The 26,103-nt window shown below is 71.3% G+C and carries 33 protein-coding genes and 1 tRNA gene; 15 read left to right on the top strand and 19 right to left on the bottom strand.

The genetic code is table 11. The features are described 5' to 3' along the window. The 3 genes from OJ997_RS25970 to OJ997_RS25960 form a co-directional block, all read right to left on the bottom strand. On the bottom strand, positions 1-984 hold a 984-nt coding region (locus OJ997_RS25970; protein WP_270028203.1), incomplete at its 3' end, for a protein kinase domain-containing protein. After that, positions 984-1,484 carry a putative periplasmic lipoprotein gene (locus OJ997_RS25965; protein WP_270028202.1) on the bottom strand — a complete coding sequence of 167 codons (501 nt, stop codon included), beginning with the start codon at positions 1,482-1,484 and terminating at the stop codon, positions 984-986. The genes OJ997_RS25970 and OJ997_RS25965, both read right to left, overlap by 1 nt. Positions 1,485-1,497: 13 nt before the next feature. After that, positions 1,498-2,229: a metallophosphoesterase family protein gene (locus OJ997_RS25960; protein WP_270028201.1), complete on the bottom strand. Its 732-nt coding sequence runs from the start codon at positions 2,227-2,229 to the stop codon at positions 1,498-1,500. A 17-nt stretch (positions 2,230-2,246) separates the two neighbouring features. Here OJ997_RS25960 and OJ997_RS25955 point away from each other — a divergent pair, with 17 nt between their 5' ends. Beyond that, positions 2,247-3,464 (top strand): M48 family metalloprotease, encoded by a 1,218-nt coding sequence (locus OJ997_RS25955; RefSeq protein ID WP_270028200.1) that lies wholly within the window; start codon positions 2,247-2,249, stop codon positions 3,462-3,464. Here the strand turns inward: OJ997_RS25955 and OJ997_RS25950 are convergent. Next, the gene (locus OJ997_RS25950; protein WP_270028199.1) at positions 3,418-3,723 is read right to left on the bottom strand and encodes a DUF3467 domain-containing protein; all 306 of its coding nucleotides are present in this window, start codon (positions 3,721-3,723) and stop codon (positions 3,418-3,420) included. The genes OJ997_RS25955 and OJ997_RS25950 overlap by 47 nt on opposite strands. Positions 3,724-3,743: 20 nt before the next feature. On the opposite strand from OJ997_RS25950, the gene OJ997_RS25945 reads away from it, so the two are divergent. The 7 genes from OJ997_RS25945 (at position 3,744) to OJ997_RS25915 (ending at position 10,897) form a co-directional block, all read left to right on the top strand. After that, on the top strand, positions 3,744-4,154 hold the full coding sequence (locus tag OJ997_RS25945) for a 23S rRNA (pseudouridine(1915)-N(3))-methyltransferase RlmH (protein ID WP_270028198.1): 411 nt from the start codon (positions 3,744-3,746) through the stop codon (positions 4,152-4,154). Positions 4,155-4,245: 91 nt separating this feature from the next. Beyond that, the gene (locus OJ997_RS25940) at positions 4,246-5,349 is read left to right on the top strand and encodes a calcium-binding protein (protein WP_270028197.1); all 1,104 of its coding nucleotides are present in this window, start codon (positions 4,246-4,248) and stop codon (positions 5,347-5,349) included. Beyond that, a complete protein-coding gene (locus OJ997_RS25935) occupies positions 5,346-6,461 on the top strand; it encodes a calcium-binding protein (RefSeq protein WP_270028196.1) in 1,116 nt (371 codons plus the stop codon). Before OJ997_RS25940 ends, OJ997_RS25935 begins: the two co-directional genes overlap by 4 nt. Next, positions 6,458-7,588, top strand: coding sequence for a calcium-binding protein (locus tag OJ997_RS25930; RefSeq protein WP_270028195.1), 1,131 nt, complete (start codon positions 6,458-6,460; stop codon positions 7,586-7,588). The genes OJ997_RS25935 and OJ997_RS25930 overlap by 4 nt, the downstream gene beginning before the upstream one ends. A gap of 10 nt (positions 7,589-7,598) precedes the next feature. Then, positions 7,599-9,227, top strand: a complete 1,629-nt coding sequence (gene argS, locus OJ997_RS25925; RefSeq protein WP_270028194.1) for an arginine--tRNA ligase — start codon at positions 7,599-7,601, stop codon at positions 9,225-9,227. A 3-nt stretch (positions 9,228-9,230) separates the two neighbouring features. After that, positions 9,231-9,533 (top strand): hypothetical protein, encoded by a 303-nt coding sequence (locus OJ997_RS25920; protein ID WP_270028193.1) that lies wholly within the window; start codon positions 9,231-9,233, stop codon positions 9,531-9,533. Beyond that, entirely contained in the window at positions 9,530-10,897 is a 1,368-nt protein-coding gene (locus tag OJ997_RS25915) for a cupredoxin domain-containing protein (protein WP_270028192.1), read from the top strand. The genes OJ997_RS25920 and OJ997_RS25915 overlap by 4 nt, the downstream gene beginning before the upstream one ends. Here the strand turns inward: OJ997_RS25915 and OJ997_RS25910 are convergent. The 3 genes from OJ997_RS25910 to OJ997_RS25900 are packed head-to-tail and all read right to left on the bottom strand — an operon-like array spanning position 10,884 to position 12,600. After that, a complete protein-coding gene (locus OJ997_RS25910; protein WP_270028191.1) occupies positions 10,884-11,630 on the bottom strand; it encodes a cytochrome c biogenesis CcdA family protein in 747 nt (248 codons plus the stop codon). The two genes, OJ997_RS25915 and OJ997_RS25910, sit on opposite strands and share 14 nt — an antisense overlap. Next, a complete protein-coding gene (locus OJ997_RS25905; protein WP_270028190.1) occupies positions 11,627-12,064 on the bottom strand; it encodes a cytochrome c-type biogenesis protein in 438 nt (145 codons plus the stop codon). Before OJ997_RS25905 ends, OJ997_RS25910 begins: the two co-directional genes overlap by 4 nt. Beyond that, on the bottom strand, positions 12,061-12,600 hold the full coding sequence (locus OJ997_RS25900) for a TlpA family protein disulfide reductase (protein ID WP_270028189.1): 540 nt from the start codon (positions 12,598-12,600) through the stop codon (positions 12,061-12,063). Before OJ997_RS25900 ends, OJ997_RS25905 begins: the two co-directional genes overlap by 4 nt. Before the next feature lie 50 nt (positions 12,601-12,650). On the opposite strand from OJ997_RS25900, the gene OJ997_RS25895 reads away from it, so the two are divergent. Next, positions 12,651-12,723: transfer RNA gene (locus OJ997_RS25895), tRNA-Gly, on the top strand. Positions 12,724-12,756: 33 nt separating this feature from the next. Here the strand turns inward: OJ997_RS25895 and rsgA are convergent. The 5 genes from rsgA to OJ997_RS25870 form a co-directional block, all read right to left on the bottom strand. After that, positions 12,757-13,707, bottom strand: coding sequence for a ribosome small subunit-dependent GTPase A (gene rsgA, locus OJ997_RS25890; RefSeq protein WP_270028188.1), 951 nt, complete (start codon positions 13,705-13,707; stop codon positions 12,757-12,759). Positions 13,708-13,834: 127 nt separating this feature from the next. Further along, entirely contained in the window at positions 13,835-14,323 is a 489-nt protein-coding gene (locus OJ997_RS25885; RefSeq protein WP_270028187.1) for an RDD family protein, read from the bottom strand. After that, on the bottom strand, positions 14,320-14,631 hold the full coding sequence (locus OJ997_RS25880) for an MTH1187 family thiamine-binding protein (protein ID WP_270028186.1): 312 nt from the start codon (positions 14,629-14,631) through the stop codon (positions 14,320-14,322). The genes OJ997_RS25885 and OJ997_RS25880 overlap by 4 nt, the downstream gene beginning before the upstream one ends. 5 nt (positions 14,632-14,636) lie before the next feature. Further along, the gene (locus tag OJ997_RS25875) at positions 14,637-15,131 is read right to left on the bottom strand and encodes an RDD family protein (RefSeq protein WP_270028185.1); all 495 of its coding nucleotides are present in this window, start codon (positions 15,129-15,131) and stop codon (positions 14,637-14,639) included. A 40-nt stretch (positions 15,132-15,171) separates the two neighbouring features. Next, entirely contained in the window at positions 15,172-15,360 is a 189-nt protein-coding gene (locus tag OJ997_RS25870) for a hypothetical protein (protein ID WP_270028184.1), read from the bottom strand. Positions 15,361-15,514: 154 nt separating this feature from the next. On the opposite strand from OJ997_RS25870, the gene OJ997_RS25865 reads away from it, so the two are divergent. Genes OJ997_RS25865 through secG form a run of 4 tightly spaced genes read left to right on the top strand, consistent with a single transcriptional unit; the run spans position 15,515 to position 18,590 of the window. Then, entirely contained in the window at positions 15,515-15,883 is a 369-nt protein-coding gene (locus OJ997_RS25865) for a cytochrome c maturation protein CcmE domain-containing protein (protein WP_443732126.1), read from the top strand. A gap of 1 nt (position 15,884) precedes the next feature. Beyond that, a complete protein-coding gene (locus OJ997_RS25860; protein WP_270028182.1) occupies positions 15,885-18,074 on the top strand; it encodes a heme lyase CcmF/NrfE family subunit in 2,190 nt (729 codons plus the stop codon). Positions 18,075-18,076: 2 nt separating this feature from the next. Beyond that, positions 18,077-18,355, top strand: coding sequence for a hypothetical protein (locus OJ997_RS25855; RefSeq protein WP_270028181.1), 279 nt, complete (start codon positions 18,077-18,079; stop codon positions 18,353-18,355). 10 nt (positions 18,356-18,365) lie between these two features. Continuing rightward, complete coding sequence (gene secG / locus OJ997_RS25850; RefSeq protein ID WP_270028180.1) at positions 18,366-18,590, top strand: preprotein translocase subunit SecG; 225 nt, start codon at positions 18,366-18,368, stop codon at positions 18,588-18,590. Here the strand turns inward: secG and OJ997_RS25845 are convergent. The 6 genes from OJ997_RS25845 to hppD are packed head-to-tail and all read right to left on the bottom strand — an operon-like array spanning position 18,587 to position 23,721. After that, positions 18,587-19,225, bottom strand: coding sequence for an SDR family NAD(P)-dependent oxidoreductase (locus tag OJ997_RS25845; RefSeq protein ID WP_270028179.1), 639 nt, complete (start codon positions 19,223-19,225; stop codon positions 18,587-18,589). The two genes, secG and OJ997_RS25845, sit on opposite strands and share 4 nt — an antisense overlap. 9 nt (positions 19,226-19,234) lie before the next feature. Beyond that, positions 19,235-19,444: a hypothetical protein gene (locus tag OJ997_RS25840; protein ID WP_270028178.1), complete on the bottom strand. Its 210-nt coding sequence runs from the start codon at positions 19,442-19,444 to the stop codon at positions 19,235-19,237. A 56-nt stretch (positions 19,445-19,500) separates the two neighbouring features. Next, a complete protein-coding gene (locus tag OJ997_RS25835; RefSeq protein WP_270028177.1) occupies positions 19,501-20,571 on the bottom strand; it encodes an iron-containing alcohol dehydrogenase in 1,071 nt (356 codons plus the stop codon). Continuing rightward, positions 20,561-21,727, bottom strand: coding sequence for a homogentisate 1,2-dioxygenase (locus tag OJ997_RS25830; RefSeq protein ID WP_270028176.1), 1,167 nt, complete (start codon positions 21,725-21,727; stop codon positions 20,561-20,563). Before OJ997_RS25830 ends, OJ997_RS25835 begins: the two co-directional genes overlap by 11 nt. Continuing rightward, positions 21,727-22,599 (bottom strand): serpin family protein, encoded by an 873-nt coding sequence (locus OJ997_RS25825; protein ID WP_270028175.1) that lies wholly within the window; start codon positions 22,597-22,599, stop codon positions 21,727-21,729. The genes OJ997_RS25830 and OJ997_RS25825 overlap by 1 nt, the downstream gene beginning before the upstream one ends. Before the next feature lie 3 nt (positions 22,600-22,602). Continuing rightward, entirely contained in the window at positions 22,603-23,721 is a 1,119-nt protein-coding gene (gene hppD, locus OJ997_RS25820) for a 4-hydroxyphenylpyruvate dioxygenase (protein WP_270028174.1), read from the bottom strand. 73 nt (positions 23,722-23,794) lie between these two features. On the opposite strand from hppD, the gene OJ997_RS25815 reads away from it, so the two are divergent. Both OJ997_RS25815 and OJ997_RS25810 read left to right on the top strand, forming a co-directional pair. After that, positions 23,795-24,235, top strand: a complete 441-nt coding sequence (locus OJ997_RS25815; RefSeq protein WP_270028173.1) for an Lrp/AsnC family transcriptional regulator — start codon at positions 23,795-23,797, stop codon at positions 24,233-24,235. 73 nt (positions 24,236-24,308) lie between these two features. Then, on the top strand, positions 24,309-25,259 hold the full coding sequence (locus tag OJ997_RS25810; protein WP_270028172.1) for an acyl-CoA desaturase: 951 nt from the start codon (positions 24,309-24,311) through the stop codon (positions 25,257-25,259). On the opposite strand, the gene OJ997_RS25805 is transcribed toward OJ997_RS25810, so the two are convergent. Next, positions 25,256-26,086: an LLM class flavin-dependent oxidoreductase gene (locus OJ997_RS25805; protein ID WP_270028171.1), complete on the bottom strand. Its 831-nt coding sequence runs from the start codon at positions 26,084-26,086 to the stop codon at positions 25,256-25,258. The two genes, OJ997_RS25810 and OJ997_RS25805, sit on opposite strands and share 4 nt — an antisense overlap. Between the last annotated feature and the right edge of the window lie 17 nt (positions 26,087-26,103).

Here is a 26,103-nt window from a genome sequence, read left to right as displayed (position 1 = left end):
CGCGCGGCGCTTGGGCGCGGGGCGGCGCGGCGGCTCGTCGACCGGCTGCAGCCGGCGCCGCGCGGGCGGCGGGCCGGCCTGGGTCCGCTCGAGCATCCGCGTCGCGTCCTCCGTGGGCGGGAGCGCGCGCGTCGAATCCAGGGAGCCCGTGTCGCCGATCCCCGCGAGGCCGTCGTGGAGCGCGTCCTCCATCTCGGCGGCGTCGGCGTAGCGGCGCGCGGGGTCGCGGTCCAGCGCCCGGGCGATCGCGGCGGCGAGCGTCGGCGGGACGTCGCGCACCTCGAGATCGAGGCGCGGCGGCGCGCCCGCTTCCTGTAGGCGAGCCAGATCCGTCAACGAGGCGGCCTCGTACGGCAGGCGACCCGCGATCAGCTGGTAGGAGACGACGCCGAGCGCGTAGAGATCGGAAGCGGGGCCGGCCGGCTCACCGCGCGCCTGCTCGGGCGACAGATAGGCCGCCGTGCCCAGCACCGAACCGACCTTGGTGATGTCCGACTGCTCGGCGGCCTTGGCGATCCCGAAGTCCGCGAGCTTGACGACGCCCTCGTTGTTGACCATCAGGTTGCCGGGCTTGATGTCACGGTGCACGACGCCGTTGCGGTGCGCGTAGTCCAGCCCGCGGCAGGCCTGGGTGAGGATCTCGACGGCGTCGCGCGGCGCCATCGGCCCGCGGTCGCGCAGCAGCTCGGCGCACGAGTTGCCGTCCACGAACTCCATCACGATGAACTGGCGCTGGCTGTGCGTGTCCGTGCCGAAGTCGAAGACCTGGACGATGTTCGGGTGCACGAGCTTGGCGGCCGCCAACGCCTCGCGACGGAAGCGCGTGATGAACGCGGAGTCCTCGGCCAGGTGCTCGGCCAGCAGCTTGACGGCCACCAGCCGCTCCAGCCGCGTGTCGAACGCGAGCTGGACCGTGGCCATGCCGCCCACGCCGAGCCGGCGCTCCAGCCGGTAGCGATCCGCGAAGAGCTGCTCCGTCGCCACTACGGCACCTCCTCGGCGCCGGGCGTCGTGGTCGGCTCGACGGGCGGCTCGGTCGGCGCCGGGGTTTCCGTCGGCGCCTCGGTCGGAGCTTCCGTCGGGGCCTCGGTGGGCGTCTCCGTCGGCTCCTCCGTGGGCGCTTCCGTCGGCGTCTCGGTGGGCGTCTCCGTCGGCTCCTCGGTCGCCGTCTCGGTCGGCGTCGGCGTCGGGGTCGACTCCGCGCGGCAGTCGTCCTGCACGCGGCCCTCGATCTGCTTGACCCACGCCGTCAGGTTCTCCTTCAGCGCGTCGTCGGTCGCGCTCGGCAGCCCGTCGATCTCGCGCTCGATGAGCCGGATCTGGCGCCGGACCGTCGAGCGGTCCTCCGCGGCGCAGGCGGTCTCGATCGCGTCGGCGGCCTCGACCATCGCGGACGCGTTGGACTGCGGGATGAGCTCCGGGTTGGACTGTCCGCAGCCCGCCACGAAGGCGGCGGCGAGGACGAGGGGCAAGGCGCGTCTCATCGACGTATCGAGGTTACTGCCCGTATTGCAGTCGCTCGGCAAGGGAGTCCGGGAGCCGCGCCGCCCGGATCGCGGCCTGCGCGCCCGCGATGTCGTACTCGGTGCGGTGGAAGACGGCGGTCTTGGCGTCCGTATCCAGCAGTAGCCAGGCGGCGCGCGGGTCGCCGTCACGCGGCTGGCCGGCCGAACCCGGGTTGATCAGCCACTCGCTCTCGGACAGGTCCAGTTCCGTCCCCTCCCGGCGCGTCGTGCCCGCGGCCGGCTCACCCTCGACCCGGGTGAAAGAGAGCGCCACGTGCGAATGGCCGATGAACGAGACGCGGAAGTCCGTCGAGTCGAAGCACATCTCGGCCGTCAGGTTCGAGAGCACGTACTCCCAGACCGGATCGCGCGGTGAGGCGTGGAACAGCCCGATGCCCTGGCCGGTGCCCTCGGGGGAGAGCTCGCTCAGCCACTCCATCGTCTCCGGCTTGATCGTCTCGCGCGTCCAGCGGGCCGCGAGCGCCGCGCCGCGCGAGAAGTCCTCGAGCGAGAGCGCGCCGGTCACGGCGAGGTCGTGGTTGCCGGCGAGGACGATCGAGCAGTGCTCGTCGGCGAGCGCGACGCAGGCGTCCGGCTCGGCGCCGTAGCCCACGAGGTCGCCGAGGCACCACATCTCGTCGACGCCGGCTTCATGCGCAGCGGCGATCACGGCTTCGAAGCCGTGGCGATTCCCGTGGATGTCGGAACAGATGGCGACCTGCATGGCGTAGCGTCTATTCGGTGCCGCAGAGGCTCCGCCTTCCCGTTGCCGTGGTCGCCGCAATCGTCGTCGCGGAGGCTGCGGTGCTCCTGCTGCGGCCGAAGGAGCGATACCCGGTTGTCGAGGCGGACGTGCGAGCCTACTTCAGCGACGCCGAATTGGACCGCGCCGTGCAGTTTCGCACCGGGCAGCTGTGGCTCTACGGCGGGCGAACGGTCGTCGAGCTCGGCATCCTGATCCTCGCCGTCCGCTACGCGCCTCGGGCCGGTCGTCGCCCGGTGTTGACGGGCGCCGCGGCCGCCGCCGCGATCACGCTCGCGACCACGGCCGCCGCGCTCCCGCTGCGCGCCGCCTCGCGGGAGCGCGCCAAGCACGTCGGGCTGGTCACGCAGTCCTGGGGCGGCTGGGCGGCGGACACCGCGAAGTCGACGGCGATCGGCGCGGGGCTCGCCGCGGGCGGCGGCGCGCTGCTCGTGGTCGGGATGCGGCGCTTCGGCCGCGACTGGTGGGCGCCCGGCGCGGCCGCGGTCGCCGGCTTCGCCGTGCTCTTCTCCTACCTGGGCCCGGTCCTCCTGGACCCGGTGTTCAACCGGTTCACGCCGCTCCCGGCCGGCGCGGCGCGCGACGACGTGCTCGAGCTCGCCCGCAAGGCCGGCGTCGAAGTGGGCGAGGTCTACGAGGTCGACGCCTCGCGCCGCACGACCGCCGCCAACGCCTACGTCACCGGGCTCGGCCACACGAAGCGGGTCGTGCTCTACGACACGCTGCTGGAGGACTTCACGCCCGCCGAGACGCGGCTCGTCGTCGCGCACGAGCTCGGCCACGTCAAGTTCAACGACGTGCCGGGCGGGCTGCTGTTCGTGGCGCTGGTCGCGCCGCTGGGGATGCTGGTCGTGGCGCGCGCGACGGAGCGCCTCACGCAGCCGGGCACCACGGCCGTACCCGCCGCCGTCCTGTCGCTGGCCCTCGCCACGCCCGCGCTGACGCTGATCTCCAACCAGCTCTCACGCGCGATCGAGCGTCGCGCCGACGACTTCGCGCTGCGGATGACGGACGAGCCCGACGCGATGGTGGGCTTCGAACGCCGGATCACGCTGCAGAACGTCGGCGATCCCGACCCGCCCGGCTGGCAGCAGCTGCTCATGGGGACCCACCCCACGACGATGGAGCGGATCGGCCAGGCGCTGGGAGCTACTCGCCGTTCCGGAAGTCCGGACGGGTCTCCGGGAGGCGCTTGATGCCCTCCCGCGTCTGCCACTTGGAGAAGTTGTCCTCCATCGCCGCGATCAGCTCCTGCATCGCCCGCGCCGACAGCGACACGCGCGAGACGACGACACCCGGCACCTCGTCGGCCTCCACCTCGTGGTCCACGCGTGAGAACGTGAGCGTGAACTCGTAGTCGGAGTGCGAGACGGTCGCGAAGTTCGCGTACACCCCCGCCATCACCTCCGGCGTGGTGTGCAGGTTGAAGTGCCGTTCGCGGTCGTCTGAGGCCATCCGGCCTAGCATCCCACACCGTGCACTACTCCGTGGTCGCGGTCGGCAAAGCCAAGGGCACCCCGTTCGCCGACGACCTCGACCACTACGCGAAGCTGCTCACCCGGTACGCCCGCGTGGACGTGATCGAGGTCGCCGACGACGAGGCCCTGCTCCGGCGGATCCCCGAACGCGCCTTCGTCTGCCTGCTCGACAGCCGCGGCCGGACCGCCTCCTCCGAGGCCTTCAGCGAGTGGGTCGAGGAACGCCGCCAGGGCGGCCTGGACGTGTGCTTCGTGATCGGCGGGGCGTTCGGAATCGAACTCCCGCGGGCACACCACAAGCTGTCTTTCGGACCAATGACGCTTCCTCACATGCTGGCGCGCGTTGTTCTGCTGGAGCAGCTCTACCGTGCACACAAGATCCTGGCCAACGAGCCTTATCACCACTAGCGTCGCCCTCGTCCTCGCTGCCCCGGCGCAGGCGGGAACCCTGACGCTGCAGATCCGGCCGCCGGACCCCAGCAACCGCTACGACCAGGGCATGGGGTGGTGGGAGTTCAAGGCCGCGCCGGGCGAGCGCAACGACATCACCGTCGAACGCCTGCCGACGGGGCAGGTACGGTTCACGGACCTTGCCGCGCCGCCCGTCGGCTGCACCCCGGAGGGGCCGAACACGGTCCTCTGCTCGGCCGCCGACATCGGTGTCCAGATCGACACGGGCGACGGCGATGACGTCGTGGTCGTGCGTACCGCGTTCAGCGCGAGCGTGGTCGGCGGCGAGGGCAACGATCGGCTCGTCGCCCTGGCGAGCGCTTACCTGGACGGTGGCGCGGGCGACGACCGGCTCGAGGGGTCCCCGGAGGACGACGACCTGGACGGCGGCCCCGGCCGTGACCAGGTGCTCGGCGGCGCCGGCGGGGACGACCTGACCGACGACGACCACGAAACGGATCTCCTCGACGGCGGTGACGGCGCCGACGACCGCCTGCGCTTCGGCGGCCGTCGCGGCGTGCGCGTGGACCTCGCGCGTGACGTCGGCCCCGACGGCGACCGGCTGCCCGGGATCGAGCACGTCAACGGCACGGACGGTCCGGATGTCCTGCTCGGGGACGGCGCCGCCAACCAGCTCGACGGCGGCGCCGGGAACGATCGGCTCGTCGGACGCGACGGCGCGGACCTGCTCGACGGAGACCGCGGCGACGACACCGCCGTCGGTGGCCCGGGCGACGACGCGCTGGCCACCACGGACGACGACCGCCTTGACGCCGGCCCCGGCGACGACTACCTCCAGCTGAGCATCAGCGGCAGCGCCTACGCGCGCTGCGGCGCAGGTGAGGACAAGGTCGACGTCGACCTCGAGCGCGGGCTGCCGCGCGTCCGGCGCGACTGCGAGACGCTGGTCGGCCCCGGCCCGAGCCTCCGCATCACCCCCTCGCGGCTCATCCTGCGCTGGCGGTCGGGCGAGTACGGTCGACCCTGCCGGATCCGCGCCACCGTAGACCGCAGCACGACCGTCCTGCGCCGCTTCACCGGCGCGAGCCTGCGCGCGCGTGGCGACGCGTCCGTCCGCCTGGTGCCCACCCGGCGCTGCCGCGGCGCGTTCGGGAACGGCTACACCGCCACGGCGTTCCGGCTGCTGCCATGAAGCGGCTCACCGTCCTCTTCCTCCTGCTGCTCGTCGCGCCTGCGCAGGCCGGCACGGTCGAGGTCCGCACGCACCTGGACCACGGCGTCGAGGTGCGCACGTACGTGTTCACGGCCGCGCCCGGCGAGGTCAACCAGGTCACGGTCGAGCCCGTCGGCGAGGGGTTTCGCCTCGTCGACGCGGGCGCGCCGGTCACCGGCGCGTGCCCGGAAGGCCTCTGCCCGGAGGCGTACCGGCTCGTCGTCGACCTCAGCGACGGTGACGACACCGCGATCGACCGTGGCGGCCGGATCGGAGAAGTCTCCGGCGGGCACGGGAACGACCGGCTGGAGAGCGACGGGGGACGCATGAACGGCGGCGAGGGCGACGACACGCTGATCGGCGGGCCCGGGAACAACCTGCTCGACGGCGGGCCGGGACAGGACGCGCTGTACGGCGGCCCGAGCAACGACGGGTTGCTCGCCGACGGCGAAGGCGCCGCGCCGGTCGCGGACCTGATCGACGGCGGCGGCGGCCAGGACACGGCCACCTACACCCAACGTGCCACCCCTGTGCGGATCGAGCTCGCGCGTGACCTCGGCCCAGAGGGCGACACGCTGACGAGCATCGAGCACGCCACCGGCGGGAGGGCCGACGACGTGCTGATCGGCGACGACGCGGCGAACAACCTCGACGGGGCCGGCGGCGACGACCGAATCGAGGGCCGCGGCGGCGACGACTACCTCGAGGAGGACAGCGGGCGCGACGACGTGCGCGGCGGCGCCGGAGACGATCGCCTCGAGCTGGTCGGCGCGCACGAGGTCCGCTGCGGCTCGGGCCTGGACCGCGTGAACGCCATCGGGGGCGTCGTGCGCCTGCACGCCGACTGCGAACGCGCGCGCGGGGGAGGTCCCGTGCTGCGCTTGACGGGCGGCACCGTCACGCCGCGCTGGGACGCGCGCCGGTACCCGCACGGGTGTCGGCTGCGGATCACCCTCGGCGGCACGCCGATCACCGCCGGACGCCCCACGCGGGTCCGCCACCCCGCGACGCTGCGGTTCACGCTCGCGCGCGGCTGCAGAGACGTATCCGGCGAGCCGATGCACGGCCAGAGCTTCCGGCTGGTGCGATGACGCGGGCCGCGCTCGTCCTCGCTGCGTTCCTCGGCCTCGCCGCGCCCGCTCAGGCCGGCACGATCACCAGCTCCTGGGATCCGAAGTTCGGCGGAGCGTACGCCTTCACCGCCGCGCCCGGCGAGCGCAACCAGGTCACGATCGAGCCCGCCGGCAAGGACGTCCGGATCACCGACACGGCCGGCGCCCCGACGGGGGAATGCGTGCCGGAGAGTCCGACGGCCGTGCGCTGCCCGGGGTCGCAGGACCTCTTCGTGGACACCGGCGACGGCGACGACACCGTGGTCAACCACAGCGACCTGCTCGGCAGCGTCTACGGCGGCCCGGGCAACGACCGCCTCGAGACGACGACCGCGACGCGCCTCGTCGGCGGGGACGGCGACGACACGCTCGTAGGGAGCCCGGGGCACGACCGGCTCGACGGCGGTCCAGGGCGCGACCGGATGAGCGGCGGGCGAGGCGATGACCGCTTCCTGCTCGGCCACGACGGGCGCGAGCCGGTCCCGGACGTCGTCTCCGGCGGGGCCGGTTCGGACACCGCCAACTACTTCGACCGCACGGACGACCTGCGGATCGACCTCGCCCGCGGGCGCGGGCCTGACGGGGACGTCTTCGAGAGCCTGGAGCGCGCGATCGGCGGGTCCGGGGACGACGTCCTCATCGGCGACGCGCAGGGCAACCGCCTCGAAGGCCGCTTCGGGAAGGACCGGATCGACGGCGGCGCCGGCGACGACAAGCTCATCGGCCAGGGGGAGGACACGCTGATCGGCCGCGCCGGCGACGACTACTTCAGCGTCGAGGCCGGCGCCGTGATCCGCTGCGGCGCGGGGCGCGACCGGGTATGGGCCGACGAGGGAACGGTGCCGCGGATTCCGGCCGGCTGCGAGCGGGTGGCGAGCGCCGGGCCGGTCCTGCATCTGCGGCCCGGGCGGCTGAGAGCGACGTGGGACGACGGCGCGAGCTACGGACGCCCGTGCCGCCTGCGGGTGACGGTCGACGGCCGCCGAGTCGTCGCCGGCCGGTGGGTCCCGGCGCGGCGCCCCGCGACCGTGCGGATCGCGCCCGTCGGCATGTGCGATCCGGACTACGACCAGCTGCCCCCAGCCGGCGTGTTCCGCCTCCTCTAACGTCATACGCGTGCATCCCATCGACGACCTGCGGGCGGCCGTCGAGGCGGCCGCCGGCGACCTGCGCGACGGCGAGCCGACGCCCAAGGGCCGGCTAAGCCTCGAGCGCCCCAAGAAGGCCGGTTTCGGCGACTACTCGACCAACGCCGCGATGCTGCTGGCGCCCGCGCTGGGCGCCTCGCCGCGGGAGGTCGCCGAGCGCCTCGGCGTGAAGCTCAGCGAGCGCCTGGGGGCCAGCGTCGAGCGCGTGGAGGTCGCCGGCCCGGGGTTCCTGAACGTCTTCCTCGCGGACGCCTGGTACGTCGACGCCACGCGCGGGGTCCTGCAGGCCGGCGACGGCTGGGGTCACGGCGAGCCCGAGGTCAAGCTCAACGTCAACGTCGAGTACGTCAGCGCGAACCCGACCGGCCCGATGACCGCCGCGAGCGCGCGCCACGCCGCGTACGGCGACGCGCTCGCCCGCATGCTCGAGCTGTCCGGCCACGCCGTCGCTCGCGAGTACTACTTCAACAACGCGGGCGGCCAGATCGACCGGCTGGGCGCCTCCGTCGGCGCCCTCGCCCGCGGCGAGGACGTGCCCGAGGACGGCTACAAGGGCGACTACGTCAAGGCGCTCGCCGAGCAGATCCCGAACGCCGCCGAGCGCTCCGACGAGGAACTCGGCGCCGAGGCCTCGAGCCTGATCATGGAGGGCATCCGGACGACGCTGCACGCGTACCGGGTGGACTTCGACACGTACTTCCTCGAGGGCTCACTGCACGAGGGCAGCCCGTCACCGATCGACATCGCGTTCGACCGGCTGCGCGAGCAGGGCCACCTGTACGAGTCCGACGGCGCGCTGTGGCTGCGCACGACGGAGTTCGGCGACGACAAGGACCGCGTGCTCAAGCGCTCCACGGGCGCGCCGACGTACTTCGCGGCCGACGTCGCCTACCAGGAGGACAAGTTCCGCCGCGGCTTCGACAAGGCGATCTACGTGCTCGGCGCCGACCACCACGGCTACATCGCGCGCCTGAAGGCGATCGCGAGCTCGCTGGGGGAGGACCCCGAGCGCGTCGAGGTGCCGATCCTGCAGTTCGTGCACATCGTCGAGGGCGGCGACCGGGCGAAGATGTCCAAGCGCGCCGGCGACTTCGTCACGCTCACCGAGCTGATCGAGCGCATCGGCGTCGACGCGACGCGCTGGTTCATGCTCAGCCGCTCGCACGACTCGACGATCGACCTGGACCTCGAGCTGGCCTCCAAGCAGGACCCGGAGAACCCCGTCTACTACGTGCAGTACGCGCACGCGCGGCTGTCTTCGATCATGCGCAACCTGGAGGCGGGCGAGGTCGAAGCGGCGCTCGCGAGCGAGGCCACGGCGGCCGGGCTCAACGACGCCGACCGCGAGCTCGTCCGGCGCGTGCTCGCGTTTCCGGGCGAGGTGCGCGAGGCGACCGACCGGCGCGCCCCGCACCGGATCGCGACCTACGCGCTCGAGCTCGCCCAGGCCTTCTCGGCCTTCTGGCGCGACTCGCCCGTGCTCAAGGAATCCGATGCCGAGCTGCGCGCGTTCCGGATCGCGCTGAGCGTGGCAACGCGACGCACACTTGCCGGAGCGCTTACGCTGCTCGGTGTGTCCGCTCCCGAGTCCATGTAGGCCATGATCACCGTCAACGCGAAACTGCCCACGCCGTACATCCACGCGGACAACCGCGGCCTCGTGCTCTGCAACGGGCCGCAGTGCGTCTTCATCCCGGCCGCGAACCTGCGGGCCGCGATCGAGACGTTCACGATCCTCGCCGAGGAGGGTCGCGCCACGCGCCCCCAGGCGGGGCATGTCGTCGGCGGCTACCGGGATGGCGACGATGTCGTCATCTACGCCGGCACCCAGGACCAGCTGCTGTCCGTCACGGTCAGCGACGCGGACTTCGTCGCGTTGCGCGAGGCCATCAGCGCGCGATGAGACCGCTGCTCGCGGCGCTGCTGGGCCTGCTGCTGTGCGCAGCGCCCGCCAGCGCGGGTGAGCAGCTCCTGACGCTCTACTCGCCGCCGATCGACTCGCTGCCGTACGTCCACCGGACCGAGACGGTCGAGCTCAAGCCGGACGGCAAGGCCGCGCCGGCGCAGCCCGGGTCCATCCTCGGCTTCCAGGAGATGGCGCTCGTGGACTCCAAGCGCCCGGACGCGAAGCCGCTGCCGGTGGACAAGATGATGGTCCACCACTTCCTCTACTACGCGGGCGGACGGGTCGACCCGGGGCCGGGCGGCTGCCTGGGCGGCGGCTTCATCGCCGGGCGCGGGGAGGAGCACCCGAACGGGCGCTTCGACGCGGCGTGGCCGCCGGAGCAGCGGGCGCGCTACGGCATCCAGAACGTCATGCACGACGGCAGCGCGCCGCGCTGGACGCTGCAGACGATGGTGATGAACCACTACCAGCGGTCCAAGCGCTTCTTCGTGCGCACGAAGGTCTGGTATACGACCGAGCCGCGCGAGCCGCTGTACCCGATCACCGTCGGCAACTGCGCGCATCTGATGAACGGCATGGCCTACGACGTGCCGGGCGGCGGCGCGCCGGGCTCGACCTTCAGCGACCGCTCGACGTGGACGGTGCCGTTCAACGGACGCATCCTCGGCGGCGGCTCCCACCATCACGGCGGGGCGCTCAACCAGACGCTGCGCAGCGTCACCTGCGGCCGGACGCTGCTCGACGCGAAGGCGTACTACGGCGCCGACGACCATCCCTACAACACGATCCGCCCGATCCTGCACGAGCCGGGACCGATCGCGAACGGCACGTTCCGCACGCTGCAGGGCATCCCGGTCACGGCGGGGGAGACGCTCGAGCGCGAGGCGGTGCACTCGAACGCGCAGCTCCACGTGGCCGCGATGGGCTTCTGGGCGCTGCACCTGGTCCGCGACGACACCGTCACGCCGTGCGGCCCGATGCCGACCGACCTGCGCGAGGTGACGGTCCCGCCGGTCTACGACACCGCGGCGCCGTACGTGTTCGACCGCCTCGTACCGCAGCTGCTGGCGCCGCGTGGGCGCTGGCGCGCGTTCGACGGCCGGCGGCTCGAGGTCGGCGACCAGTTCTTCGCGAAGCCGCGGCTCACGGCGCGGGTGGGGCAGAAGCTCACCTGGGAGTTCACGGGCTACGAGCCGCACAGCGTCACCGTGGCCAACGGCCCGCGCGGCTTCTCCTCCAGCTACCTCGGGAACACGCGCGGGCGGTACTCGTTCACGCCGACCGTGCCCGGCACGTACAAGCTCACGTGCCTCATCCACCCGACCACGATGAGTCAGACCGTGAAGGTCAAACGGACTTGAAGAAGTTCAGGCCCAGGTCGTCCAACCATTCCTGGGCCTTGATGTTCAGGTTCGCGAGCTCGCCGGTGTAGAGCATCACGCCCATCGTGATCAGGATCAGGCCGGAGAGCGCGGTGATCACGAGGTAGTGCTTGCGCAGGAAGGCGAACGCGGTGGTCATGCGCGTGAACGCGATCGCGGTGAGCAGGAACGGCACCGCGAGGCCCGCGGAGTAGAACGCGAGCAGGATGCCGCCCTTGCCGACCGTGTCCTGCGTGGCGGCGGCGCTCAGGATCGTGCCGAGCGTCGGGCCGACACAGGGCGTCCACGCCACCGCGAACGCGGCGCCGGCGATCAGCGGGCCGCCGGAGCCCGCGCGGCTGATCAGCGCGTCCGGGCGCCATTCCTTGTTCAGGCGCGGGATGAACGGCGTGAGCAGGAAGAAGACGCCGAGCGCGATGATGATCGCGCCCGCGATCTTGTCCAGCGTGCCGCGCGAGTCCTGCAGCGTGGAGCCGAGGCCGGTCGCGGTCATCCCGAGCGCGACGAACACCGCCGTGAAGCTCAGGCAGAAGACGATCGCGGGCAGCAGGATCTTCGCCAGGCCGCGGTCGCCGGACTTCATGTCCGCGAGGCTGTAGCCGGACACGGCGCTCAGGTAGCCCGGCACCAGCGGCAGCACGCAGGGCGAGATGAAGGAGATGAAGCCGACCGCGAACGCGGCGATGATCGTGGTGTCGACGCCGCCGGTCATCGGCTCAGCTCCGCGTCCAGGCGGCGGGCGTCCTCGTCACTCAGCGGCGGCGGCAGCTCGGGCTCCGTCGCGGGCGTGCGGCCGCGCCACTTGCGGACCGCGAACACGATCCCGCCCAGCGCGAGCAGCGCGACGAGGATCGGCACGAGCCACAGCGTCGCGTTGAAGCCGCCGGTGCCCGGGTCGGCGAGCACCTCCTCGCCGTACTCGTCCACGAGCGCGGCCTTGATCTCGGCCTTGCTCTTGCCCAGCTCGATCTGGTCGCGGATGAACTGGCGCTCCTGCATCGCCACGGGCGAGTTCGAGACGCTCAGCACGGTGCCGCACTCGACGCACATGACCTCGTCCTCGATGTCGGGGAGCGAGGCTTGCTGGGCTTGCGCGGGCGCCGCGAGCGCCAGCGCCGCCAGGAGGACGAGGAGGAAGGACTTCACGCTGTCTCTGCTAGCAGCTTCGGGAGGTGCTTGTCCAGCCAGGCCTGGTCGACGGGGAAGCGCTGCATCGCCGCGATCCGGCCCTTGCGGTCGATGATGAACGTCTCCGGATAGCCGTTGACGCCGAACTCGCGCCCGTACTCGCGGTCCCGGTCACGCACGCTCGGGAACGAGGCCTTGACCTCCTTCAGGAACTCGAGCGCCTTCGTCGACGCGTCCTGCGTGTCCACGCCGAGCACCATCCCACCCTGAGATGAGATCTTCTCGTGCGTCTTCTGCAGCAGCGGCATCTCCTCGCGACATGGGTCGCACCACGAAGCCCACACGTTGAGCACGACGACCTTGCCCTTGTAGTCGGCGAGGGAGGAGCTGCCGTCCGCGCCGAGCACGGGCAGCGAGGCCACGGGGGCCATCGGCCGCTCACCCTTGGCGACCGCCTCGTCGAGCGTCGTGTCCCCACCCTTGGAGAACACGCCATAAGCGAGCAGGCCGACCAGCAGAGCGGCCGCGAGAGTCACCGGCCAGAAGACGCGCATACGCACCGGCCCCAGGGTACCCGCGCCCTGCGCTAGGCTTGCGAATCCACGCGGCGGTAGCTCATCTGGTAGAGCGACGGCTTCCCAAGCCGTAGGTGGCGGGTTCGAGTCCCGTCCGCCGCTTTGCGCCCCGCCGAAGCGGGGCGCTTGCGTGTTTCAGCGCTTGGGGTTGGCGCGCATGTGGCGCGTGATCTGCTTGTGCCACTCGTCGCGTTGGCGCTGGGCCGCGCGGCGGTCCTCGACCCACGCGAGCTCGCGCTGGAGCTTGCGCCAGGCGGCCAGCCGTTCCGGGTCGATCGCGTCGCGGACGGCGCAGCCCGGCTCGGTGCGGTGCTCGCAGTCCACGAAGCGGCAGTGCTCCGCGAGGGTGTCGACGTCGGCGAAGGACTCGCCGGTGCCGTCCCACAGGCCCGCCACGCGGATGCCCGGCGTGTCGATCAGCTGCGCGCCGCCGGGGAGCGTGAGCAGCTCGCGGGTGACCGTGGTGTGGCGCCCACGGCGGTCGGACGCGCGGACCTCGCCCGTCTTCATCCGGTCCTCGCCGAGGAGCGCGTTCACGAGCGTGGACTTGCCCGTGCCGGAGGCGCCGAGCAGGACGGCGGTCGTCCCGGGCGTGAGCAGCGACCGCACGGCGTCGATGCCCTCGCCGGTCACCGCGCTCACGTCGAACGCGTCCGCGACGCCCATTCGGCGCGCGAGCTGCGCGGCGGTCAAGTAGCCGTCGTCGACGAGGTCGGTCTTGGTGAGCGCGAGCGCGACCGGCACGCCGCCGGCCGCCGCCAGCGCCGCGAAGCGCTCGAGCCGTCGGGCCTTCGGCTCGGGCAGGGGCTCGGTGACGAGCGCCAGGTCGACGTTCGCCGCGAGGATCTGCGCCGAGACGGGCTTGCCCTGCTCGCCCGGGACGCGCCGGATGATCGTCCCGGTGCGGTTGTAGACGTGCGCGATCGCGCCGCCCTCGTCCACGCCGACCCAGTCGCCGGTGATCGGCGTCTCGGTCAACCGCCCGCGGGCGGTCAGGAGCTGCGGCGGCTCATCTGCTTCGGAAGCGACCAGCCAGTGGCCGCGGTACTGCGCAAGCACCCGCGCACGGGTGAGCTGAGATGGCAACGGAGGATCTCCACATCAATTCGCAAGAAAAGGACACGACGGGGAGCGGGCTCCAGGCGCGTCGGCCTGAAACCCGTTCAGCGGGTCGTGGCGAAGATGTGAAGGCGGTGCATCACAGAGAAGAACTTTACGCGAGGTCGGCGCGAACGACAACCGTGGCAGCCATCTTGTCGTGCAGGGCCTGCTTGTGCTTGTCGAACAGCGGCAGCACGAAGTTCACGAGCGTCGGGATGAAGATCGCGATCACGGCGAGGACGGTGAAGATGAGCCACTTGCCGAAGACGTCGCGCAGGACCGCGGTGCCGGCGGTCACGGGCTGCCCGTCGACGCGCAGGACGCGGATGCGGGCGATCTGCTTGCCCCAGGTCTGCCCCTCCAGCGAGCCGGTCCGGCCCATCGTGCGCGGGTAGTACAGCGCGGCGGCGACGAGCGCCAACGGGACGACCCCGACGCTCCAGACGTCGTCGCCAAGAACGGCCGAAAGGACGAGCAGCGCGACGCTGACGGGCACGACGATGACAAGCGCGTCGACGATCCCGGCGAGCGCACGGGCGCCGAAGCTCGCGAACGGTGGGAGCGTGGCCCGCGGCGGCGGGTCGAAGACCGGCGCCGTCACGACGCCGACAGCCGCCGCTCGACCGAGGCGACCTTGTCGGCCAGCGTCTGGTCCGGCCGGTCGCGCCGCTCGTCGAGCTTGAGCACGGTGTAGACCCGCGGGATGCCCTGCTCGAACGGCACGGCGTGCAGCTCGCCGACCAGCGCGAGGATGTCCGCCGTCGACCCCTCCAGCGACGTGCCCATCGCGTGCATGACGTACTTCACGCGGTTCTGCTCCGCGAGCCGGCGCTGGATCGCGGCGATGTAGACGGAAGCGCTCACGTCGGCGCGTCCGAGCGCGATCACGGTCAGGTCGGCGGTGGCCACGCGCCTCAGGCTCGCACAACGAACGTGCTGACGATCTTGTCGTGCCAGGACTGCCGGTGGTCGTCCCAGATCGGCCACGCGAAGTCGATCAGCTGCACGATCCCGCACAGGCCCATCAGCAGGTTCTTGACCAGCATCTCGCGTAGGAGCGCGAACCCGGCGGTCACCGGCTCGCCGGTCTGCCGCACGACGCGGATCTTCAGCGCCTGCTTGCCCCACGTCTGGCCGTTGTGTGCGCCGCGCCGGCGCATCGTGAGCGCGTAGTAGGGGAGCGTGACGATCGGGATCAGCGCCCACAGGGCGACTACGGACCAGGTCTCGGCCGTCCCGTCGTCGTCGGTCACGACGTAGGTCACCACCCAGGCGGCGGCGAGCAGCGCGACGTACACCACGAGCAGCACGACGAAGTCGACCAGGTAGGCGGCGACGCGGCGGCGCCAACTCGAGTACGGCGTGCCGTGGAGGTACTGCGACTGCGGCTCAGGCGCGAAAGGTGGCATCGAGGCGCTCATCGGCGCCTCGAGTACCCCGCTTGAGCGCCTACCAGGCTTGGTCGGTGCCGCAGTGCGGGCAGCCGACGTTCGTCGTCACGGCGGCCTTGAAGATGTAGCCGCACGAGCAGCTGTAGGTGGCGGCGTCCTGGCTGGCGTTGGCGCGCTTGTTGCGCTCCCGGCCGGGGGTGGTGGCGTTCTTGCCGCGCTTGCGAGAGCGACGACGAGCTGTGGTCAATGAACTGGTGATCTGCATCCCTTGAGCCCTGTTAACGGCAGGTCTGCCCAGAGGTTTCAGCTTCCGGTGTTGAGAGTCGTTAGCGCCGTTCGCGTCACGGGCGCGGCATACTGCTCCTGTGGATCCGTCACGGAAGCGCACCATTCGCTTCGTCGTGGCCCTGAGCGCGGCCGTTCTGCTGGCCGGCGCCCTGGCGCTGACGAGCTTCTCCGCCTCGACCGAGGCCCGCCAGCCGTCCGAGCTGGTCAACGCCACGCCGACTCCCGGCGCGAAGTACCAGCTGGTCGGGAAAGTGGTCAAGGGCTACGAGACCAAGGGCGAGACGACGTACTTCCGCGTCCGCGATCGCGACGGCACGGTCTCCGTGCCCGTCACCTACGCCGGGCGCCTGCCGGATCCGTTCCGGGCCGACCGCGAGATCGTCATCGACGTCGTCAAGCAGGGCGACGTCTATGTGGGCCAGGTCGGCACCCTGATCACGAAGTGCCCGTCGAAGTTCACGGCGGACAAGACCGACTCCTGACGTGATCAACGCAGGGCATGCCTGCCTGATCGTCGCGTTCGCGGCCGCCCTGTACGGGATCGCGGCCTCGCTCTACGGCGCGCGGGCGCAGCGACGTGACTTCGTCGCGTCCGGCCGCCGCGCCGCCTACGCGATGGCCGGCGCGACCGCGGTGGCGTTCGTGCTGCTCGAGGCGGCGTTCGTGCGCTCGGACTTCGAGTACGCGGTCGTCGCGTCGCACTCCTCGACCACCACGCCGCTCTTCTACCGCCTGACGGCGATGTGGTCCTCGCAGGAGGGCTCGCTGCTGCTGTGGCTGTTCTCGCTGGGCCTGTGGTCGAGCATCATCCTCTTCATCACGCGCCACAAGCTGCGCGCGCTCGCCCCGTACGCGACCGCCGTGCTGCTCGGCTTCGCCGCGTTCTTCGCGGGCGTGATGCTGTTCGGCGAGTCGCCGTTCACGCGGGCGGAGCGGATCGTCGCCGAGGGCGCGGGCCTGAACCCGCTGCTGCGCGACCCGGGGATGATGATCCACCCGCCGATGCTCTACAGCGGCTACACGCTGTTCGCGGTGCCGTTCGCGTTCGCGATCGCGGCGCTGATCACGCGGCGGCTGGACGCGGAGTGGATCCGCTCCACCCGCCCGTTCACGCTCGCCGCCTGGTGCGCGCTCGGCTTCGGCATCGTGCTCGGCGCCCGCTGGAGCTACCACGAGCTCGACTGGGGCGGCTACTGGATGTGGGACCCGGTCGAGAACGCGTCGCTGATGCCGTGGCTCACGGCCACCGCGTTCCTGCACAGCGTGATGATCCAGGAGCGGCGCGGGATGCTGCGCACCTGGAACGTCTCGCTGGTGCTCGGCACGGGCGTGCTCGCGATCCTCGGCACGTTCCTCGTGCGCAGCGGCGTGCTCAACTCGATCCACGCGTTCGGCGCCTCCACGCTCGGCCTGCCGTTCCTGATCCTGCTGGCCGTGATGATCGCGGGGTCGATCTTCCTCGTCGCGAGCCGCCAGGACGCGCTGAAGTCCGAGCACCGCCTGGATTCGCTGCTCTCGCGCGAGGCGATCTTCCTGCTCAACAACTTCGTGCTCGTCGCGCTCTGCTTCGTCGTCTTCTGGGGCACGTTCTTCCCGCTGATCGCGGAGGCCTTCACCGGCCGCCAGCGCAACATCGGGCCGCCGGTCTACGAGCGCTTCATCGTGCCGCTGGCGCTGATCCTCGTGCTCCTGGCCGCGATCGGCCCGGTGATCGCCTGGCGCCGCGCGACCGCCGCGAACCTCAAGCGCAACCTCGGCGGGCCGGCGCTGCTCGGCGTCGTCGTGCTCGTGGTGCTGCTCGCGCTCGGCGTGACCGAGTCCGTGACCGCGCTGATCATGTTCACGTTCGGTGCGTTCGTGGTCGGCACCGTGATGCAGGAGTTCTGGCGCGGCACCCGCGCGCGCCGTGCGGTGGCGAAGGAGTCGGTGCCCGTCGCGCTCGCGCAGCTGATCAAGCGCAACCGCCGTCGCTACGGCGGCTACGTCGTGCACGTCGGCATCGTCGTGATCTTCGTCGGCGTGGCCGCGTCCTCGTCGTTCAAGGACGTGCGCGACGTGGCGCTCAACCCGGGCCAGAGCGCGACCGTGGGCGGCAAGGAGTTCACCTACGTCAAGCCGACGAGCGAGCTGGTCGCGGCGCCCAACGGCCGCCTGGAGCGGATCGTCTTCGGCGCCGAGCTGCGCGTGAACGGCAAGATCATGCACACGTCCAAGGACTACTTCCCGTCCCAGGACACGTCGCTCGGGCCCGTCAGCCGCTTCTTCGACGGCGAGGCGACGACGGAGGTCGCGCTCGACGCGTCGCTGGGCAAGGACACCTGGGCCGCCGTCGCGCCGGACATCGCCAAGCTGCGCCCGCAGATCGAGGAGGGCGACAAGGTCTTCGGCAACGCGGCCGACGAGCTGAGTGACGACCAGGCGAACGAGTTCCTCGCGGTCGCCCTGCAGGGCCTGACCGACGCCTACGCCGACAATCCGCCGCCCGCCCGCTTCCGGCTCGAGGTCAACCCGCTCGTCACCTGGATCTGGATCGGCTCGCTGATCGCCGTGCTCGGCGGCATCCTCGCCGGCTGGCCGGCCAAGCGTGGGCTGACGAAGATCGCGAGCGCCAAGTACGCCGCGCGCGTCGGCAAGGAAGTCCGCGAGCCCGAGACCGAGAGCGTCCCGGCGTAGCCATGGAGTTCCTGCTGATCCTCGCCGTCGTCGGTGGCGCCGTGCTCGCGGTCACCGGCCCGCTGCGCGGCAAGGCCCGTTTCGCCGACGAGCGCCTGGAGGCCGAGCGCGCCGAGCTCGACGCGCTGCGCGAGGCGAAGTACCGCGAGATCCGCGACGCCGAGCTGGACTATCGGACGGGCAAGCTGAGCGAAACGGACTGGAAAGCGCTGGACCGCACGCTCCGAGCCGAGGCCGTCGACATTTTGAAGCGGCTCGACCAAATCGAGCCGCTACCCTAGGCAGCCGATCATGGTCAACACGGTTCTCAGCGTCATTCAGGTCTTCTTCGCCGTCGGCGTCATCTTCCTGGTGCTCCTGCACTCGGGCAAGGACGCGGGCATGTCGGGCGCGTTCGGCGTCGGCGTCGCGGGCGGCACCTCCGGTGGCTCGCTGATGGAGAAGAACCTCGATCGCTGGACGATCATCTTCGCCGTGCTCTTCGTGGCCAACACCATGGCCATCCTCCTCACCTAGAGGAGCTCGAAGACGGCGCCCGAGCGGGCGTCATCGACGATCAGCGCCACGACGGCCTCCGTCAGGCGCTCCAGCGGGATCGGCTCCGGGGCCGCCGCTCGCTCCTCCGGCGTCATGGCCGCGAGCTCCTCACGCGCACGGTCCGTGAGCAGCCAGCCCGGGACGACGCAATTCACGCGCACGCCCGGCATCCGCAGCGCGGTGGTGAAGCGGATCAGCCCCGCCTTGGCGGCGCTGTACTCGGGTGACGGGTGCGGGCCGTCCTCCACGCCCGCGGAGGAGGCGATGTTGATCACGACGCCGGAGCGCATGTGCTGGGTGGCGAGCATCGGCGCGCGCAGGTTGAGGGCGAGCATCGCGCTCCACGCGTCGACCGTCGCCTCCGGGAAGTGCGGCGGCAGGTGCCCGCCGCCGCCGGCGTTGTTGACGAGGATCGTCGGCCGCAGCTCGTCCATGGCGACGATCAGCGCGGCGTCGTGGGTGACGTCGAGCGCCACGAAGCGCCCGAGGCCGGGGTCAGGCCCGATGTCCGCGGCGACGACGTCCGCGCCCGCGTCGAGCAGGCGCTGTGCGATCGCACGGCCGGAGCCGACGGAGGCGCCGGTCACGAGTGCGACGCGCCCGGTGATGTCCATGCGCGGAGGCTAACGGGCGTCGGCGAGGGAGCGCTCGAGCTCCTCCGCGGTGCGCGCGATCTGGCGCGCGACGTGCTGCTGATGCTCGAGGCTCGTCTGGTCCTCGGACGCCAGCGCGGCGGCCAGCGTGCGGATCAGCCACAGGGGCGTGCGGGCCGGCTCGTCGACCTCTCCGACGGGCGGCCAGGCCCAGGCGTGTGGTTCCCCGAGTACGTGCATGTTGCTCTGATCATCGACCTCTCCGGGGAAAACTAAACCCCACTTTCCGGTGTGAGTTAGAGCGCGTTCTCGTAAAGACCGAGAATTTCGACGCGGTCGGCCGGTGGGGGCGTGAGCTTCAGCTGCGGGCGGGTGGCCGCGGCGTCGGCGCACGCGGCCAGCACGGCGGGCTCGACGCCGAGGTCGCGCAGGCCGCCGGCCCCGGTCCGCTCGCGGACCCGCAACGCCACCTGGACGAGGTCCTCGCCGACGGCGGCGTTGAGCGCCGCGATCGCGTCCGGCGTGCGCTTCGCGAGCGCGCCGATCGTCACCGGCAGGACCGCCGCGTTGGCCGGCCCGTGGGCGAGCCCTGCGACGCGTACGAGCGTCTGCGCGAGCACGTGGTGGAGCGCGAGCGCCGTGTTGTCCAGCGCGTATCCAGCGAGCAGCGAGCCGAGCGCGAGCGCCTCGCGGTCGGGCTCGTCGGCCTGCCAGCCGGCGGCCAGTAGCCGCGCGGCCTCGTGCGCGGCGAGCGTCGCGACGGGGTTGGCGTTGATCACGCTCGGCGCCTCGACCGCGTGCCCGAGCGCGTTCAGCGAGCTCGCGGCGAGCTCGGCGACCGGCTGCGACGCCGCGAGCGCCGGGTCGATGATCACGACGGCCGGCCGCACGCGCGGCGTGGACTCGGCGACGCCCGCCGCATGCCGGTGGATGCGCGTCATCTCCGCCCCCGACAGGGTGGTGGGGATGGCCATCGCGCGCAGCGGGCCGGCGAAGGCCCGGTGGGCAGCGGCCGCTCCCGCGCCCGGGAAGGCGCCGCTCGCGCCGTGGGCCGCGCCGCCGGCGCCGGCGTCCTGGGCAGCGACGATCGCCTTCGCCACGTCCACCACCCGTCCGCCGCCGAGCGCGACGATCCGGTCGCCGCTCACCGCGTCCAGCAGCGAGGCGGCCAGGTCGTCCACGTGCCCGGACGGGACGGTGTGGACCTCGCCCGCGGCCGTCACCACCCCGGGGGCGGCTTCCTTGGCCCGCTCGGTCGTCAGCAGCGTGTAGCCCGGCCCGCCGAGCGTCGCGACGGCGTGCGCGGCCGCGCCTTCGCCGAAGACGATCAGCCGCTCACCGTCCTGCCAGCGGAAGCTACGCGCCAACGGGGTCCTCGTACCAGGAGTAGGCGTAGCTCGGGTCGTCGAGCTCGCGCGCCAGGGTCGTCAGCTTCAAGGGCCGGAACGTATCGCACATCACGGCGAGCTCCGACGTCTCCTTGATGCCCAGCGACTTCTCGACCGTGCCCGGCTGCGGGCCGTGCGGCAGCCCCGAGGGATGCAGCGTGAACGAGCCGATCTCCACGCCCTTGCGCGCGGCGTAGTCGCCGTCCACGTAGTACATGACCTCTTCGCTCTGCACGTTGGAGTGGTGGTAGGGCAGCGCCACGGCCATCGGGTCCCAGTCGAGCATCCGCGGGCAGAACGAGCAGATCACGAAGTTCGGGCCCTGGAAAGTCTGGTGCGCGGGCGGCGGCTGGTGCAGGCGGCCGGCCTTGGGCTCGAAGTCGTGGATGTTGAACGTGTACGGGTACACGTAGCCGTCCCAGCCGATCACGTCGAGCGGGTGGTAGTCGAGCTCGTAGTCCTGGTAGCCGCCGCGCACGCGGAGCTTGACGTGGTGCTCGCCGCGGTCGCGGTGCGTGACGAGCTCGGTCGGCGGATGGAAGTCGCGCTGGGAGAACGGCGCGTGCTCGAGCAGCTGGCCGTAGCGGTTGCGGTAGCGGTTCGGCGTCTCGATCTCGCCGGGCGTGTAGAACGTCAGCCAGCGCTGGGGCTCGTCGAAGCGGAAGCGGTAGGTCGTGCCGCGCGGGAGCACGATGTAGTCGTGCTGGCGGTACGCGAGCGTCCCGAAGATCGTCTCCACGACGCCCGAGCCCTCGTGGACGAAGATGACCTCGTCGCCCTCGCCGTCGCGGTAGAAGTAGTCGGCCTCGCGCTCGGGCACGCAGATCCCGATCTCGACGTCGCCGTTGTACTGGAGGACGCGCCTTCCGAGGACGGAGTCCCCGGAAGGCCCCATCGCCATCGAGTGCGTGAGCCGGTGCACGTGCGTGTCCGGCACCCACTCCTCGAGCACGATCGGCGTGAACGCGCCCACCTCCTTCACCCGGCAGGGCGAGAACAGGTGGTAGAGGATCGACTCGTTGCCCGAGAAGCCCTCGAAGCCCATGACCTCCTCGACCAGCAGGTTCTCGGTCTGCTCGTCGCGGAACTGCACGTGCCGCTTGGCGGGGATGCGGCCCAGGGACGCGTAGCGCATCAGTCTCTCCTCGAGGTCGGTTTCACCACGCGCCCCGCGAACAGCACGGTCGCGGTCGGCGCGTGCTCGATGGCCCACGTGAAGGGCCGGTCGAAGCTCAGATGGAACGGGTTCATCGGCATCGAGACGGCGCGCATGGTCACGGCGGTCGTCGCGGCGGCGGTCGTGCCCTCCTCGTCGACGTCCACGCGAGCCCGTTGGATGATCCGGCTGAAGCCCTTCTTGCCGGGCCCGACGATCAGCTCGTCCAGGTCGTGCCCGACGGGCATGTGCAGGCCGAGCACCTTGTCGAGGTCGAGCGAACTCTCGGTGGTGAAGCGCGGCAGCTCGACCGTGCCCGGCCCCCGCTGCCACGCGACCTCGTGCCACTCGCCGAGCATCGCCACGAAGCGCAGGTCGTGCTCGGCGTACTCGAGCCGGATCGCGTCCTCGGCGTGCTCGAAGCGCCCTTCGACGGACATCATGTCGACGTCGCCGGCGCCCTCGAACGGCTTGCGCTCGGTGCTCTGGAACGGCTGCCGCCACTTCGCCTTCAGGTACTCGGCGTCGGTGATCGCGGCGATCTCGTCCTCACCGAGCTCCTCGAGGATGCGCGGGACCATCCCGTGCGTCTTCTCGTCCGACCAGGCGTTGATCGTGTCCAGGTCCAGCGGGCCGACGTCGAGCGTGAGCTTCGGGCCCGCCGCGTAGCCCGGCGCGAGCCACGCCGCCTGCGCGGAGAGCACGCCCGGCACCTCGGGCGGCAGCGTGAACGCGTCCAGGGCACGCCGGGTCTCACCCGTCGCGCCCTCACGCACCACGCTCAGCGCTCGCTGCAGCCCGTACGGCGAGTAGACGACGTCACCGGGGAGCTGATCGAGCAGGGCGAGCATGCCCTACAGGTTGCCGCGCAGCGCCTGCTCGCGCTCGATGGCCTCGAACAGCGCCTTGAAGTTGCCGTCGCCGAACCCGCGCGCGCCGTGGCGCTCGATCACCTCGAGGAAGACGGTCGGGCGGTCGCCGATCGGCTTCGTGAAGATTTGCAGCAGGTAGCCCTCGTCGTCGCGGTCGACGAGGATGCCGAGGCGCTTGAGGTCCTCGAAGTCCTCGGCGATCTCGCCCACGCGGTCCGGCGCCTCCTCGTAGTAGGTGTCAGGCGTGTTGAGGAACTCGATCCCGCGCGCCTTGAGCTGCTCGACCGTGCCGACGATGTCGCGCGTGGCGACCGCGATGTGCTGCGCGCCCGCGCCGCCGTAGTACTCCAGGTACTCGTCGATCTGCGACTTGCGCTTGCCCTCGGCGGGCTCGTTGAGCGGGAACTTCACGCGGCCGTTGCCGTTCGTGACGACCTTCGACATCAACGCGGAGTACTCCGTCGAGATGTCCTCGTCGGAGAAGTGGAGCATCTCCCGCATGCCGAAGACGTCCTCGTAGTACTTGACCCACTCGTCCATGTGGCCGAGCTCGACGTTGCCGACGATGTGGTCGATCGCGAGCAGGCCGGCGTCGCCGGTGTCGACCGCGCGCTCCGCGTAGCCGGGCAGGAAGGCGCCCTTGTAGCCCTTGCGGTCGATGAAGGTGTGGATCGTGTCGCCGTAGGTGGCGATGCTCGCGCGGCGGACGGTGCCGTGGTCGTCGCTGACGTCGCGGGGCTCCTCGAGGCCGCGGGCGCCGCGGGCCGTGGCCTCGCGGTAGGCGTGGTCGACGTCCGGCACGCCGAGCGCGATCACCTTCACGCCGTCGCCGTGGCGCGCGACGTGCTCGCCGATCTCGTGGCCCGGCACGAGCGCACCCGTCAGCACGATCCGGATCCGGCCCTGCTCGAGCACGTGGGAGGCGCGATCACGGGTGCCGGTCTCCAGCCCCGCGTACGCGACCTCCTTGAACCCGAGGCTGCGGACCCAGAACGCCGCCGCCTGCAGCGCGTTGCCTACAAAGAACTCCACGTGGTCGATGCCGTGGAGCGGCATGAAGTCCTCGGTCTTGCTCGGGGCGACGATCGGCTGAGTCGACATGGCTTCATGATCCGCCGGTTGAGGCGCGCACTCAATGCCGATCCGTTGCGTAGATGTGGCAAGCTACCGCCGAATGGACGACGTGGACCGGCAGATCGTTGCGCTTCTCCGGCAGGACGCGCGGCGGTCCTTCCAGAGCATCGGGCTGCGGGTGTCGCTGTCCGCGCCCGCGGTCAAGCGGCGCGTCGACAAGCTCGAGGCCGAGGGAGTGGTGCGCGGCTACACCGCCCGCGTGGACCCCGGCCGGTTCGGCTGGACCACGCACGCGATCGTGTCGCTGTTCTGCGAGGGGCGGATGCCGGCGGCCGAGGTGCGCGAGGCCGTGGAGCGCCACCCGGAGGTCGAGGCGGCCTACACGGTGGCGGGCGAGGCGAGCGCGGTCGTCCACGTGCGGGCGCGCGACACGGCGCACCTGGAGGAGACGCTCGAGCGCATCCGGGACCACCCGGGTGTCACTAGGACACAGACGCAGATCGTGCTAAGCACCCTCTTCGAGCGTCCTTTTGAGGCTTAGCTACAAATTCTGACGGCTTTATCCGTGGGCTGCGGGGAAGAAACCGATCCCCGCTATTCGTAGCCTTCATGTCATGACCGCTCTCGAGCGCCGTGTGAACATGGCCGCAGTCTTCATCCCGTTCGCCGTCACCGCCGTTGCAGTCGCGCTCCTCTGGGGAGGGGACTGGCTCGGTTGGTCCGACGTCGCCGTCTTTGTACTCATGTACCTCGTCAGTGGACTTGGCGTGACCGTCGGGTTCCACCGGATGCTCACGCACCGGGCGTTCCAGACGCACGCCTTCACCCGGTACGCCTTCGCGTACATGGGGATGCTGTCCGTGCAGGGCCCGGTCATCGACTGGGTCGCCGACCACCGCAAGCACCATGCCCACACCGACACCGAGGGCGACCCGCACTCCCCGCACGTCGGTGAGGACGGCAGCGCCATGGGCACGTTGAAGGGCCTCTGGCACGCCCACACCGCCTGGCTCTGGCGCACGCACGGCCAGGCCCGCGCCCGCAAGTACGCCAAGGACCTGGTCGAGGATCGCGGCATGCGCATCCTCAACCGCAAGTTCCCGCTGATCGTCGGCGCCTCGCTGGCCATCCCGGCCGTGCTCGGCGGCCTGCTGAGCTGGAGCCTGATGGGCGCGCTCACCGGCCTCATCTGGGGCGGCTTCGTGCGCATCTTCCTCCAGCACCACGTCACGTGGTCGGTCAACTCGGTCTGCCACTTCTTCGGCAAGCGCCGCTTCGACGTCGAGGATCACTCCACCAACGTCTTCTGGCTCGCCATCCCGTCCTTCGGCGAGTCCTGGCACCACAACCACCACGCCTTCCCGCGCTCCGCCGCGCACGGCCTCAAGTGGTACGAGATCGACCCGTCGCAGATGGTCATCGGCCTGATGAAGAAGCTCGGCCTGGCCTGGGACGTCGTCGTGATCACGCCGGAGCGTCAGGCGCAGAAGCTCATCGGCGCGGAGAAGCCGGCCAAGAAGGCCAAGCCCGCCGAGGAAGAGAAGGTCGCCGAGCCCGTCGCCTAGCGGCCCGGCAGTGCCTCGCCGAGCGTTCGGATCGAACGCTCGGTGATGGGGCTGGCGACGACGATCACCTCGTCGGCGCCGGCCTCGCCCAGCTCCCGCAGGTGCGCCGCGAAGCGCGCCTCCGGGACCGCCGGCACCGTGGGCTTGCGCTCCTCGGGCTGACCGTCGAGCTGCACCAACATGCAGGCGCTCCGCTCCAGATGCGGCGCGAACTGCGCCTGCAGCTCCGCGAAACCCTCCGGCGTGTTCCCGTAGTCCTCCCACCACGTGTTCCAGCTCGTGCAGTGCTCGGCGGCGATCGCGTGCATGCGCGGGCCGTTGGAGCCGAGCATCAGCGGCACCGGGCGGTGCGGCGTGGGCAGCAGCACGACGTCGTCGGCCTTGTGGAACGTGCCGTCGAACGTCACGCGCTCACCCGCGACCAGGTGGCGGATGATCGTGAACGCCTCCTCGAAGCGCGAGACGCGCTTGTCGTACGGGATGTCGAAGGCGTCGAACTCGCGCCGGTTCCAGCCCGCGCCGAGCGCGAGCGTGAAGCGCCCGCCGCTGATCTCGTCGATCGTCGCGGCCATCTTGGCGATCAGCCCCGGCGGGTGGAACGCCGCGCACGCGACCAGCGGCCCGATCGTGACCCGCTGCGTGACCGCGGCGAGCGCGCTCATCATCGTCCAGACCTCCCACGGCGCCCGCTCCGGACCGTCGTACAGCAGATGGTCGCCGACCCAGATCGAGTCGAACCCGACCTCCTCCGCGGCCTTGGCCATGGCGAGATACTCGGGCCAGCGGACTTCACGCTCGACCTCGGGGAGCTGGATGCCTACGCGCATCGGCGGAAAGATAAAGG

It is taken from the genome of Solirubrobacter phytolaccae, assembly GCF_027587195.1.
GTDB lineage: Bacteria > Actinomycetota > Thermoleophilia > Solirubrobacterales > Solirubrobacteraceae > Solirubrobacter > Solirubrobacter phytolaccae.
The sequence above is the reverse complement of the archived record's forward strand: the minus strand, read 5'-3'. Positions and strand labels throughout refer to the sequence as shown.